The 13,318-nt window shown below is 65.9% G+C and carries 10 protein-coding genes; 4 read left to right on the forward strand and 6 right to left on the reverse strand.

Features of this window, described 5'->3' with window-relative positions:
- Positions 1–17 precede the first annotated feature (17 nt).
- Positions 18–926, forward strand: coding sequence for a UDP-3-O-acyl-N-acetylglucosamine deacetylase (lpxC, locus tag V7787_RS20890; protein ID WP_336089477.1), 909 nt, complete (start codon positions 18–20; stop codon positions 924–926).
- Positions 927–1,256: 330 nt separating this feature from the next.
- Here the strand turns inward: lpxC and V7787_RS20895 are convergent, their stop codons facing one another.
- Positions 1,257–1,724, reverse strand: coding sequence for a DUF721 domain-containing protein (locus V7787_RS20895; RefSeq protein WP_336089479.1), 468 nt, complete (start codon positions 1,722–1,724; stop codon positions 1,257–1,259).
- 7 nt (positions 1,725–1,731) lie between these two features.
- Here V7787_RS20895 and V7787_RS20900 point away from each other — a divergent pair, with 7 nt between their 5' ends.
- From V7787_RS20900 to V7787_RS20910, 3 genes are all read left to right on the forward strand, one after another.
- Entirely contained in the window at positions 1,732–2,643 is a 912-nt protein-coding gene (locus V7787_RS20900) for a M23 family metallopeptidase (protein ID WP_336089480.1), read from the forward strand.
- 383 nt (positions 2,644–3,026) lie between these two features.
- A complete protein-coding gene (gene secA / locus V7787_RS20905) occupies positions 3,027–5,747 on the forward strand; it encodes a preprotein translocase subunit SecA (protein ID WP_336089481.1) in 2,721 nt (906 codons plus the stop codon).
- 127 nt (positions 5,748–5,874) lie between these two features.
- Complete coding sequence (locus tag V7787_RS20910) at positions 5,875–6,819, forward strand: Nudix family hydrolase (RefSeq protein WP_336089482.1); 945 nt, start codon at positions 5,875–5,877, stop codon at positions 6,817–6,819.
- Between the two features lie 43 nt (positions 6,820–6,862).
- Here V7787_RS20910 and coaE read toward each other — a convergent pair whose 3' ends face one another.
- Genes coaE through V7787_RS20935 form a run of 5 tightly spaced genes read right to left on the reverse strand, consistent with a single transcriptional unit; the run spans position 6,863 to position 13,242 of the window.
- Complete coding sequence (coaE, locus tag V7787_RS20915; protein ID WP_336089483.1) at positions 6,863–7,483, reverse strand: dephospho-CoA kinase; 621 nt, start codon at positions 7,481–7,483, stop codon at positions 6,863–6,865.
- 1 nt (position 7,484) lies between these two features.
- Positions 7,485–8,372, reverse strand: a complete 888-nt coding sequence (locus tag V7787_RS20920) for a prepilin peptidase (RefSeq protein ID WP_336089484.1) — start codon at positions 8,370–8,372, stop codon at positions 7,485–7,487.
- Between the two features lie 21 nt (positions 8,373–8,393).
- Complete coding sequence (locus V7787_RS20925) at positions 8,394–9,659, reverse strand: type II secretion system F family protein (RefSeq protein WP_336089485.1); 1,266 nt, start codon at positions 9,657–9,659, stop codon at positions 8,394–8,396.
- A 4-nt stretch (positions 9,660–9,663) separates the two neighbouring features.
- Positions 9,664–11,385 carry a type IV-A pilus assembly ATPase PilB gene (gene pilB, locus V7787_RS20930; RefSeq protein WP_336089486.1) on the reverse strand — a complete coding sequence of 574 codons (1,722 nt, stop codon included), beginning with the start codon at positions 11,383–11,385 and terminating at the stop codon, positions 9,664–9,666.
- Between the two features lie 60 nt (positions 11,386–11,445).
- Entirely contained in the window at positions 11,446–13,242 is a 1,797-nt protein-coding gene (locus V7787_RS20935; RefSeq protein WP_336089487.1) for a hypothetical protein, read from the reverse strand.
- Between the last annotated feature and the right edge of the window lie 76 nt (positions 13,243–13,318).

The raw sequence follows: 13,318 nt of genomic DNA on the forward strand, positions 1-13,318 counted from the left end.
CGGAAGTCCCCACGACCATGCTGCGTCAGCGCACCCTCAAGAATGTGATCCGCGCCACCGGCGTGGGCCTGCACAGCGGCGAGAAGGTTTTTCTCACCCTGCGTCCGGCCCCGGTGGATACCGGCATCGTGTTCCGCCGCGTCGATCTGGACCCGGTGGTGGAAATGCCCGCGCGCGCCGATCTGGTCACCGAGACCACCTTGTGCACCGGCCTGACCTACGGCGCCGGCAAGGTCATGACGGTCGAGCATCTGCTCTCGGCGATGGCCGGCCTGGGCATCGACAATTGCTATGTCGAACTGTCCGCGCCGGAAGTGCCGATCATGGACGGCTCGGCCGGTCCGTTCGTATTCCTGCTGCAGTCCGCCGGCATCGCCGAGCAGGACGCGCCCAAGCGTTTCATCCGGATCAAGCATCCGGTGGAAGTGCGCGAAGGCGACAAGGTCGCGCGTTTCGAGCCGTTCGAAGGCTTCCGCCTGGGTTTCACCGTGGTCTTCGACCACCCGGCGATCCCGGCCTCGCAATCGCGCGCCGAGGTGCAGTTCTCCACCGAGAACTACATCCGCGAAGTCAGCCGCGCCCGCACCTTCGGTTTCATGCGCGATCTGGAATACATGCGCGAACGCAACCTCGGCCTGGGCGGCTCGATGGACAACGCGATCGTGCTCGACGAATTCCGCGTGCTCAACGACGACGGTCTGCGCTACGCCGATGAGTTCGTGCGCCACAAGATCCTAGACGCCGTCGGCGACCTGTATCTGGCCGGCCACGCCATCATCGGCGCCTACGAGGGCCACAAGTCCGGCCACGCGCTCAACAACAAGCTGGTGCGCGCGCTGCTGGCCGAGCGTTCGGCCTGGGAGCTGGTGAGCTACAGCGACGCCGAGCCGACGCCGGTCGCTTACGGCGAGCCGGTGACCGCCTGACCGATACCGCGGCGGCCGCTTCGAACCGGCGCCGCGAGCGCGCTTGCCTATCGCCCAGCACCCCGGCTCAGCGGGTGCGCCTTCCGCGCCGGACGCCTCCGGCTGAATGCGGAACCCCCGGCATCCTGTGACGCCGGCCCAGAAAAGTCAGGAACGTTAACTGGATCACACTCGTGAATGCAGCGTGACGCCTTAACTTTTTTTTAACGAAACTTTTCTGGAACGCTACCGAACGCTTAACAAACCCAGGGGGCTCGGCCAGTAGGATTCCCCGACCCGGCACTCGGACCCCCGCCGGTTCGCCCTCCTGAAGCGCGAACCGCCCGAGCGTCAGCTGGCATCGTTGGGACCCGAAGGATCGGGCTTGTTCAACGACGCCAGCGCGGCCTGCAGCGCTGTTTGCGTCGCGGCCGACATGGGTTTGGCCTTCCGTACCGGTGCTGCCACCGGGTTCGGGACCGTCGTCTTGACGACGAGTTCGGCCGCATCCAGCCCGATGGATCGGGCTGCGTCGAGCAGTTCCGGAGCCGCGAGCCGCAGTTTGGCCCGCCACACCGGAGCATCGACGACGTACACGAGCCTGCCGCGTTCGAAGTTGGCCAGCCGCGCATGCGCGGCGATCGAAGGCGGAAGGTAGGGGCGTAACCGACGGTCCAGTTCGTCGAGCCACAAGGCGCGACGGACGATGGAACCGCCCGGGTTGCCGACAGCGGGGTCCGCTCCCGCCAGCGCATCCATTGCGATGCGGGGCGTGGAAGGGCCGCGCGACGGCGGCCTTTTGGGCTTGTAATCAGACATCGGACACATGACCTATCAATCCATCGTAAACAACACGCGCGCCAGGCTGGACGGTTTCTTCCAGCAGTGCGGCCGGATCGGCTCCCGCCGTCCCGCGCTCGTCATGGCGCTGCTGCTCGGTACCGGCGTATGCGTCGGTGCCGGCGCCGGCATCGCCGACAACCGCATGCTACGCGCCGAACTGGCGCAACAGCAGGGCCAGATCGCCGCCACCCGCCGCGACGCGCAGCGCGAGATCAACGCCCTGGCCGCGCGCATGGGCGAGCTGCAGGCCGAGGCCAACCGCCTCAACGCCCTGGGCGAGCGCCTGACCCGCATCGGTCAGCTGCAGGACGGCGAGTTCGATTTCAACAAGCCGGTCGGCGTCGGTGGCGCCGGCCCGGTCCGCGACATGGCCAAGCCCGAGCTCAACGCCGGCATGGACCAGCTGGCGAGCCAGTTCAAGGCCTCCGGCGAACAGCTCTCGGTGCTCGAAGCGCTGCTGTTCAACCGTCAGATCGACATGAACGCGGTGCCCTCGCGCGCGCCGATCGCCAACAGCTACATCACCTCCGGCTTCGGCGGCCGCGCCGATCCGTTCAACGGCGGCGCCGCGTTCCACAAGGGCATCGACTTCGAAGCCGACGTCGGCGACCCGGTGCTGGCCGTGGCCGACGGCGTGGTCAGCTATTCCGGCGTGCGCTCGGGCTACGGCAACGTGGTCGAGATCGATCACGGCAACGGCTACGTGACCCGTTACGCGCACAACTCGCGCCTGCTGATGAAGGTCGGCGAGCTGGTCCGCGCGGGCCAGGAGATCGCCAAGGCCGGCTCCAGCGGCCGCTCCACCGGCGCGCACGTGCATTTCGAGGTCTGGGAAAGCGGCCGGGTGGTCAATCCGGTCAAGTTCCTCAACCAGCAGTCGCCGTTGCGGGGCTGAGTGGGGCCTGCCTGCGGGCCACTGGCTCGCAGGCCCGTCGAACGCCCGCCGCGCCGCGCCGCGACGGGCCGGGAGCGCCAAGGGGTTAACTGCGAAACCGTGGAATTGGGCAAAGTCCCACATTCGAACGGCGCACATCCCCCTTGATACCGTTCAGCTCGCCCCCCACGCTAGAATGGGTGTGGCCAAAGACCAGGCTCGATCCGATCGGGGGCGCACGGCGCTCCCGATTTCGTTTCGGCGACCCATAACGGGACGCCGGTCGCGACGGATCTGCCGGTCGGATGGATTCTTGGGGAACTTGCCGGCGGCAACGCGTTCTTAACACGTCCCGCCTGCGCAACCCCGTTCGCTTTACACGGACCACCTTTTCGGACCTGTACATGCTCAACAGCTTGCTTACCCGCGTTTTCGGCAGCCGCAACGATCGCCTGCTGCGCCAACTGCAACGATCGGTCGTCAAGATCAATGCGCTCGAGCCGGAGATGGAAAAACTCTCCGACGCCCAGTTGCAGGCCAAGACGCCGGAACTGCAGCAGCGCATCGCCGCCGGCGAATCGCTGGACAAGCTGCTGCCGGAGGCCTTCGCGGTCTGCCGCGAGGCGTCCAAGCGCGTGTTGGGCATGCGCCACTACGACGTCCAGCTGATCGGCGGCATGGTCCTGCATCTGGGCAAGATCGCCGAGATGCGCACCGGCGAAGGCAAGACCCTGGTCGGCACGCTGCCGGTGTACCTCAACGCGCTGGAAGGCAAAGGCGTGCACGTGGTCACCGTCAACGACTACCTGGCGCGGCGCGACTCGGCGTGGATGGGCAAGCTCTACAACTGGCTCGGCCTGAGCGTCGGCGTGGTCTATCCGGGCATGCAGCATTCCGACAAGCACGCCGCCTACGCCGCCGACATCACCTACGGCACCAACAACGAATTCGGCTTCGACTACCTGCGCGACAACATGGCGCTGTCGAAGGACGACCGTTTCCAGCGCGGCCTGCATTACGCGATCGTCGACGAAGTCGACTCGATCCTGATCGACGAAGCGCGCACCCCGCTGATCATCTCCGGCCCGGCCGACGAGTCGCCGGAGCTGTACATCAAGGTCAACCGCGTCGTTCCCTCGCTGACCCGCCAGGAAAAAGAAGACGGCGACGGCGATTACTGGGTCGACGAGAAGGGCAAGTCGGTGCACCTGTCCGAAGCCGGTCAGGAACACGCCGAGGATCTGCTGCGCAAGGCCGGCATCCTCTCGGAAGAAGACGATTCGCTGTACGCCGGCCAGAACATCTCGGTCGTGCATCACCTCAACGCCGCGCTGCGCGCGCACGCCATCTATCAGCGCGACGTCGATTACATCGTGCGCGACGGCGAGGTGGTGATCGTCGACGAATTCACCGGCCGCACCCTGCAGGGCCGTCGCTGGTCCGACGGCCTGCATCAGGCGGTCGAAGCGAAGGAAGGCGTGCCGGTGCAGCGCGAAAACCAGACGCTGGCCTCGATCACCTTCCAGAACCTGTTCCGCATGTACAAGAAGCTGTCCGGCATGACCGGTACGGCGGACACCGAGGCCTACGAGTTCCAGAGCATCTACGGCCTGGAAGTGATCGTGATCCCGACCAACCGGCCGATGCAGCGCAAGGACCACTCCGACCAGGTGTTCCTCAACCGCAACGGCAAGTACCGCGCGGTGTTCAACGAGATCCAGGCGGCGCACGAGCGCAACCAGCCGGTGCTGGTCGGCACCACCTCGATCGAAGTGTCGGAAATGCTCAGCCAGCAGCTCAAGGCCGCCGGCGTGGCGCACGAAGTGCTCAACGCCAAGCAGCACGAGCGCGAAGCCAACATCATCGCCCAGGCCGGCCGTCCCGGCGCGATCACCATCGCCACCAACATGGCCGGCCGCGGCACCGACATCGTGCTCGGCGGTTCGCTGGAAGCCGAGTTGGCCGAACTGGCCGCGCAGAACAACGGCGAAGCGGTCGATGAGCTCACCCACAAGCGCCTGAAGGGCGAGTGGCAGCAGCGCCACGACGCGGTCAAGGCCGCCGGCGGCCTGCACATCGTCGGCACCGAGCGGCACGAGTCGCGCCGTATCGACAATCAGCTGCGCGGCCGCGCCGGCCGCCAGGGCGACCCGGGTTCCTCGCGCTTCTATCTGTCGCTGGAAGACAACCTGATGCGCATCTTCGCCGCCGACTGGGTGCAGCGGGTGATGGCGCGGATGGGTCTGAAGGAAGACGACATCATCGAAAGCCCGCTGGTGACCAAGCAGATCGCCAACGCGCAGCGCAAGGTCGAAGCGCACAACTTCGACATCCGCAAGAACCTGCTCGACTTCGACGACGTCAACAACGATCAGCGCAAGGTCATCTACGGCCAGCGCGACGAGTTGCTGGAAGCCGAGAGCGTGCAGGACAACGTCAGCGGCATCCGCGGCGACGTCGTCGCCGACATGGTCCAGCGCTACGTTCCGGCCAATTCGGTCGACGACCAGTGGGATCTGCCGGGCCTGCAGGCCACCATCGCGCAGGAGTTCAACGTGCAGGTGCCGCTGGTGGAAACCGCGGGCAAGGCCGAGGAACTCGATGCCGAGACCGTGGCGCAGCAGGTCCAGGACGCGGTCGCCGGCCACTTCGAAGCGCGCGAGCAGCAGTTGGGCGGCGAGACCATGCGCATGCTCGAAAAGCACATCATGCTCAACGTGCTCGACCAGAACTGGAAGGAACATCTGGCGCGCATGGACTACCTGCGCCAGGGCATCCATCTGCGCGGTTACGCGCAGAAGCAGCCCAAGCAGGAGTACAAGAAGGAAGCCTTCGAGCTGTTCTCCGAGATGCTCGACAAGGTCAAGCGCGAAGTGGTGACGATCCTGGCGCGCGTGCGCATCCAGAGCGAGGAAGAAATCGCCGCGCTGGAAGCCCAGGAGCGCGCCCAGGCCGAAGCGCAGCTGCGGCAGATGCAGTTCCAGCACGCCAGCGCCGGCGGTTTCGGCGCCGACGAAGAAGCCGCGCAGGTGTCCGAAGAAGCCTTCGCCAATGTCGGCCGCAACGATCCTTGCCCCTGCGGCAGCGGCAAGAAGTACAAGCATTGCCATGGGCAGTTGGGCTGAGCAAACCGGGGCTGGCGAATCCGCGGCCGGGATGGGTAAGGCGAACGCCGAAACAGTCCCGGCCGACAACGCGGCCGCCGCCGCGGGTGCTTCCCGGTCCCCGAGCGTCCAGTCGCCGTCCCGGGTCGTGGAAGTCGTCGCCGGGGTCATCCGCGACGCGCGCGGCCGGGTGCTGCTGAGCCGGCGCACCGAAGGCCGCGATCTGGCCGGCCTGTGGGAATTCCCCGGCGGCAAGCGCGAGCCCGGCGAATCCGCCGAGGCGGCGTTGAGCCGCGAGCTGCATGAAGAGCTCGGCATCGAGGCCGAGGTCGGCGCGGAATTGATCCGGGTGCCGCAGGCTTACCCCGATAAACGTCTGGTCCTGGACGTGCGCCAGATCCGCGCCTGGCGCGGCACCGCGCGCGGCCGCGAGGGGCAGGCGCTGGTGTGGGTGCCGCCGCACAAACTCGCCAGCTATGCGATGCCGCCGGCCGATCGGCCGGTGGTGGCGGCGCTGGAGCAATCCGACCGCTATCTGGTCACGCCCGAGCCCGGGCTCAGCGATGAGGACTGGCTCAACGCGCTGTCGGCGTCGCTGGCGGCCGGCGTGCGGCGGGTGCAACTGCGCGCGCCGCAACTGGCCGACGCCGCCGATTCGCAGCGCTGGGCGCGTCTGGCCGCGGCCGCGGTCAAGCGCTGCCGCGCGGCCAAGGCCGAGGTGCTGATCAACGGCGATGTCGCCCTGGCGACGTCGCTCGGCGTGGGCCTGCATTTGCGCGCGGCGCAACTGCGCGAACTGAGCCAGCGCCCGCTGCCGGCCGGCTCGCCGCTGGCGGCCTCGTGCCACGACGCCGACGAACTGCGCGCGGCGCAGGCGCTGGGCTGCGATTTCGCCGTGGTCGGTTCGGTCAAGCCGACCCCGAGTCATCCGAACGTGCTCGGCATCGGCTGGGAGGCGTTCGCGGCCTTGCGCGAATCGGTGTCGTTGCCGATCTACGCCATCGGCGGGCTGGGCCCGGACGATCTGGCCGAAGCGCGCCGGCATGGCGCACAGGGCGTCGCCGCGATTCGCAGCCTGTGGGCGCCGGCTTGAGTTGAGTTGGAGGGGGTGGGGCGGGCTCAGAGTCCCGTCGCTTTCAATCCCGCGGACTGCCCGCCAAGGCCCGATAACGCCGATCCAGGGCTTCGACCTGCGCCTGCAGCGCCTCGATCGGCCCGTCGTTGACGACGATGTCGTCGGCGATCGCCAGCCGCGCTTCGCGCGTGGCCTGGGCCGCGATCATGCGCTGCGCCAGCTCGGCTTCGATACCGTCGCGGCGCATCACCCGCGCTTGCTGCACCGCCACCGGCACGTCGACGACCAGGCATCGATCCAGCCACGGATACGCCTCGCGCCCGCCGCCCTCGGCCAGCAGCGGAATCGCCGCGATCGCATAAGCGCCCGCGGCGGCCTGGCACTGCTCGCGCAGCATCGAGCGCACCAACGGGTGAACGATGGCTTCCAGCCGCCGCCTGGCGGCCTCATCGCCGAACACGATCCGGCGCATCGCAGCGCGATCCAGCGCGCCCTGCGCATCGAGCACTTCGCTACCGAACGCGGCGACCACCTGGGCCAGGCCTTCGCTGCCGGTCGCGACCGCCTCGCGCGCGGCCAGATCGGCGTCGGCGACGGTCACCCCGAGCGCCTGGAAGCGTCGGGTCACCTCGCTCTTGCCCGAGGCCACCCCGCCGGTCACGCCGACGCAGAACCCGGCCATCTCAGCCGATCCCGGAGTACCGCAGATAGGCCTGCAACAGCGCCTCGCCCCAGAAGAACACGATCCAGCCGGCGATCGCCAGATACGGGCCGAACGGAATCGGAATGCCCATGTCGCGGCCCTTGACCGCCAGCCAGATCGAGCCGATCACCGCGCCGACCAGCGAGGACACCAGGATCACCGGCAACACGCCCTTGAGCCCGACCCAGGCGCCGATCGCCGCGAGCAGCTTGAAGTCGCCGCCGCCCATGCCTTCGCGCGGGTTTTTCTCGCGTTTGACCACGACCTGATACTGCTTGTAGATCCAGTTCACCAGCCAAAGACAGGTGAAGCCGGCGATCGCGCCGAGCACCGCCGGTTTGACCGGGAAATACAGGTTATCGCTGGCGGCGATGATGCCCAGCCACATCAGCGGCAGGGTCAGCGCATCGGGCAGGTACTGGGTGCGCAGGTCGATGCCGGACAGGATGATCAGGAAGCTGGTGAACACCATCGCCCCGAACCCCTGCCAGCCGAAGCCGAACCGGGCCACGCAGGCCAGCATCAGCAGCATCGTCAGCAGCTCGACGGCCGGGTACTGGATCGAGATCGGCGCCTTGCAGTGCCGGCACTTTCCGCCCAGGAACGCGTAGCTCACGACCGGGATGTTCTCGAACCAGGACAGCTGATGCTTGCAGTGCGGGCAATGCGAGCGCTCGACCGCGATCCCCGGCGGCGGCGGATCGTAGATTTCCGGCAGCTCCAGCGCCTCGCGGGCGTCCTTCTTCCACTCCCACTCCAGCCGCTTGGGCAGGCGCAGGATGACCACGTTGTAGAAGCTGCCGAGCAGCAGTCCCAAGCCGGCCGCGAGCGGATACCCGAGGCCGGGGTTTTGATCTAGAAATGCCATGTGCGCAGGATACTTCGCCGATCAGATCGCTGCAGCCAGCTTGAAGATCGGAAGATACATGGCGATGACCATGCCGCCGACGATCACGCCGAGGATGATCATGATCAGCGGCTCCAACAGGCTCGACAGCGCGTCGACCGCGTTGTTGACTTCCTGCTCGTAGAATTCGGCGACCTTGATCAGCATGGTGTCCAGCGCGCCGGCTTCTTCGCCGATGGCGGTCATCTGAACGACCATGTGCGGAAACAGGTTGACCTGCTTCATCGCCATATTGACCTGATAACCGACCGAGACGTCGTCCTTGATCCGCATGACGGCCTTTTCGTACACGATGTTGCCGGTCGCGCCGGCCACCGTGTCCAGCGCCTCGACCAGCGGCACGCCGGCGCGGAAGGTGATCGCCAGGGTGCGCGCGAAGCGGGCGATGGCGGCGTTGTGCAGGATCTGGCCGACGATCGGAAGCTTGAGGATCATCCGGTCCAGGAAGTGAGCGAAACCGACCGAGCGGTTCTTGGCCATCACGAACGCGACGCCGGCGCCGATCGCGGCGAGCAGCAGGGCCCACCACCAACTGATCATGAAATCGCTCATGCCGATCACCATCAGGGTGAACGCCGGCAAATCCGCGCCGAAGCTCTTGAAGGTCTCCTGGAACTGCGGCACCACGAAGATCAGCAGGATCGCGCTGACCAGGATCGCCACCGCGATGACCGTGGCCGGATAGAACAGCGCCTTCTTGATCTTGCCCTTGAGGGTTTCGATGTTCTCTTTGTAGGTCGCGATGGTGTCGAGCACGACCTCGAGCACACCGGCCGATTCGCCGGCGCGGACCAGGTTGCGGTACAGCTCATCGAACTGAACCGGGTGCCGGCTGAGCGATTCGTGCATGGACAGACCGCTTTCCAGGTCGGTCCGGACCGCGTTCAACAGGGTCTTCATCTTGGGGTTCTTTTGACCCTCGCCGATGATCTCCAGCGCGGTCACGATCGGCACGCCGGACTTCATCATAGTCGCGATCTGGCGGCTGAACACCGCGATATCGCGCGGCGTGATGCGCTTGCCGGCGCCGCCGAACAGCGGCTTGGGCTTGGGCTTGACCACCGTGGGCGTGATGCCCTGGCGGCGAAGTTCGGCGCGCAGCAGGTTGGCGTTCTTCGCCGACTGCTCGCCTTTCATCTTGATGCCGCGCTTGTCGGTGCCCTGCCAGACGAACAGGTCCAGGGGATTTTCGCGGCGGACGGCGGGGGATTTGGTGGCGGCGCGAGTAGCGGATCGGGTCGCGGACATGGGCTTAGTCCTTGGTTACGCGGTTGATTTCGGCCAGGCTGGTAACGCCATTCATTACCTTGACCAGCGCGGAGCGGCGCAGGTCGCGCACGCCCGACTTCTGGGCGGCAGCGGCGATCTGCATCGCGTTGCCGCCTTCGAGAACGATGGCCTGGATTTCTTCGGTCATGGGCATGACCTGATAGATGCCGGTACGCCCCTTGTACCCTTCCGTGCAGTCGGGGCAGCCTTCGGGTTCGTAAATCTTGAGCCCGGCGGCGATTTCTTCGTGGCTGAATCCTTCGGCCAGCAGCGCATGCTCGGGCAGGTGCACTTCGCGCTTGCAGTCGTGCAGCCGGCGCGCCAATCGCTGTGCGATCACCAGCGTCACCGAGGAGGTGATGTTGTACGGCGCCACCCCCATGTTCATCAGGCGCGCGATGGTCTGCGGCGCGTCGTTGGTGTGCAGGGTCGACAGCACCATGTGGCCGGTTTGCGCGGCCTTGATGGCGATTTCGGCGGTTTCCAGGTCGCGGATTTCGCCGACCATGATCACGTCCGGATCTTGACGCAGGAAGCTGCGCAAGGCCGCGGCGAAGGTCATGCCGCGCTTGACGTTCATCTGTACCTGGTTGATGCCGGGTACGCGGATTTCGACCGGGTCTTCGACCGTGGAGATGTTGCGCTGGTCGTCGTTGAGGATATTGAGCGCGGTATACAACGACACGGTTTTACCCGAACCGGTGGGGCCGGTCACCAGCACCATGCCGTAGGGCTTGACCACCGCGTTGACGAACAGCTCTTTCTGATCGTCCTCGTAACCGAGCTTTTCGATGCCGAGCTTGGCCGCGCTGCCGTCGAGGATACGCAGCACGATCTTCTCGCCGAACAGCGTCGGCAAGGTGCTCATACGGAAGTCGATCTGCTTGGTCTTGGACAGATTGAGCTTGATGCGTCCGTCCTGCGGCACGCGCTTCTCGGCGATGTCGAGCTGCGCCATCACCTTCAGGCGCGCGGCGATGCGGGCGTGCAGCTTGTTGGGCACCTTGGCGACCTGCTTGAGCAGGCCGTCGATGCGCAGGCGCACGCGGTAGTCGGTTTCGTAAGGTTCGAAATGGATGTCCGAGGCGCCGCGGCGGATCGCGTCGATCAGCACCTTGTTGACGAATTTGACGACCGGGGTGTCGTCGGTCTTGGCGTCGATGCCCGAATCGCCGCCGGCGTTGGACAGGTCGTCGTCCTTGCCGATTTCCAGATTGTCGAGCCCTTCGCCGTCGCCGACCGCGGCGCCGAGCGCGTCGGAGCTTTCCAGCCAGCGATCCAGGGTGCGGCGGATGGTTTCTTCGTCGACCAGGATCGCCTCGACGGCGGTATTGGTCTGGAACTTGATCTCATCCAGCGCGGCGGTATTGGTCGGGTCGGCCAGGGCGATGAAGATCTTGTTGCCGCGTTTGTACAGCGGCAACGCGTTGTGCTTGCGCATCAACTCTTCGCTGATGACCCGCACCGCGGCCTGACTGGGGTCCATCGCGGTGGGGTCGAACAGCGGCACGCCGAACTCGATCGAGTTGGCGGCGGCCAACTGGGGCGCCGTGACCAGTCGCGCTTCGGCCAGATACGCCGCCAACGGCTTGCGCTCGTTGGACGCCGCGGACATGGCTTCGCGCGCCTTGGTCTCCTCCAGGGCACCATCAAGAACCAGGCGTCGAGCGATGCCCGTGATGCCTACCAGATTGGCTGTCGACATTTGGATTGCCCCACGATACCCAACTTCCCCACAGGCCACTTTACAGCATCGCGGTAGGCCTTAGAGCCGGGGGGGGCGGGCACAAAATGAGTCGGCAATCACTGATTGGCCGACTGCGGCATCCCAACGCACGGTTGTGGACGCTTGGCACCTTCTGGTGGCGTCGCAGGTGGTCAGAAAGACCCACTCGGCAGTCGACCCGGCCACGCAGTAGCGGGATACCACGGGTGCTGCCTCGCCGTACTGGTCCCGACGGGTTGCGATGACCGCGTTGCCCTGCCGTTCGAACTCCCGCTGAAAGCGCTCGACTTCTCGTGGTGGAGTCCAGCGGTCTATCTTGGGCAGGTGCCAGGGGCTGGGATTGGGCAGGAAGAATCCGAGAATCGAAATGGTGGGGAGCACCGCCAAAGGTCGGCCTGCCGGTACATGGCTGGCGAGCTGGCTGTATTCGTACTTCAGGTTGTCGAGCTCTGGCTTGTGTGCGTACACGGAGCACTTGGGTAGGTCGCAGCGCGCCGCATCGAGTCGGCCGCCGACCAGTGACTCGCCGCTGCTGCCCGGGTACAGACCGCGAGGGCTGACAAATAGCGCTCCTGCGACCAGCGCCAGAACCAATGAGCCAGCGAAGACGGTTTGCCTGTTTCGGCTCCAGGCCAGGAACGCGCAGATCAGGAACGGGGTCGTGTAGGGGAAGTACAGCAGTCCGGGGTAAGAGAAGATTCCGAACAGCATCGAAGCGGCCAGCAGCCACATCGGATCGGAGAATTTTTCCCGCCTCCCCATGACGATCAGCAGCGCCGGGGTCAGCGCCGCGATCAGCAGCCACAGCAGATTGAGCGCGTTGGCCGGATTGATACCATGGCGGTAGTTGACGATTTCCAGCGATGTCGACAGCAAGTCCTCGATGTTGGCCGCGCGCGCGCTCTGCCACTGGTTGTAGCTTGAGGCGAAGGTCGTGATGTCGGCGAACGCCTTCATCAACACTCCGTCGTGGAGCCACCAAAGCACCAGCGGCGCTATTCCCGCCACCCACCCCAGTCCGGAGCACAAATACAGCCGCGACGCGAACTCATTGCGATTTCGCCACACGGTAAGGCAGGAGCCCAGCGTGGCCACCAGCAAGGGCGCTGCCAGGTACAGCTTGGTGGTCTCATTGATCGAATAAACCACGATCGCACACACCATCAACAACACCGCGCAGGCGCCCAGCGGCAGCCAAGGTGTTCGTCGGGTTTGTTCGCCGGTTCTGCTCGTTTGCGCCAGCAGCATCAGCAGCACGGCGACTGCGGCTACGCCGTTGATGGTGCGCGAGCCGAACGACAGCGCCGCCAAACTGCCCGAGGCGAACGCCAGCATCTGCGCCCGAGACGGTCGGCTGGTTCCCGCCGCCGCCCAGGCCAATGCCGCGGAGACCGCGGCGAAAGTCACTGCGAACCAACTGGAACTGGGGGTGGAGAATTGAGCGAAGCCGAGGCCTGCAATCGCTGCGGCCGCGATGCATTGAATCGCAAAGCCTTTCGCGCGTAGCAAGTAGGCTGCCGAGCCTGCGGTCAGTGCGGCCAGTACCGGCAGATGCCAGCGGAAGCGACCGATGTCGGCGATCAGGTATTTGCCGAACCAAACGTCCAACACTTGAGCGTAGCCCGGATGGGCCCAGACCAGGTCCCGATGCAGCACCGCGCCTTCGCTGAGGCGCCGGGTGGCCCATGCGTAGGTGACGTCGTCGAACTGGGCGAAGCCGGCGAACAGGAAGGTGAAGCTGATGATGGCGGCGATGGCCATGGACGCCGCGATCGCTGGCGCGGCCGGTTGTAACTTGCTGCCGGAGTTGGATTGATATGCGAACGATGACGGCATTGCGCCTTGCGCCTTTTGGGTGGATGCGTTGCAGTGCCATTGCGGCGGAGACGGGGGCGTGCCGTCGACGCGCCCT

This window comes from Pseudomonas sp. CGJS7 (assembly GCF_036961695.1).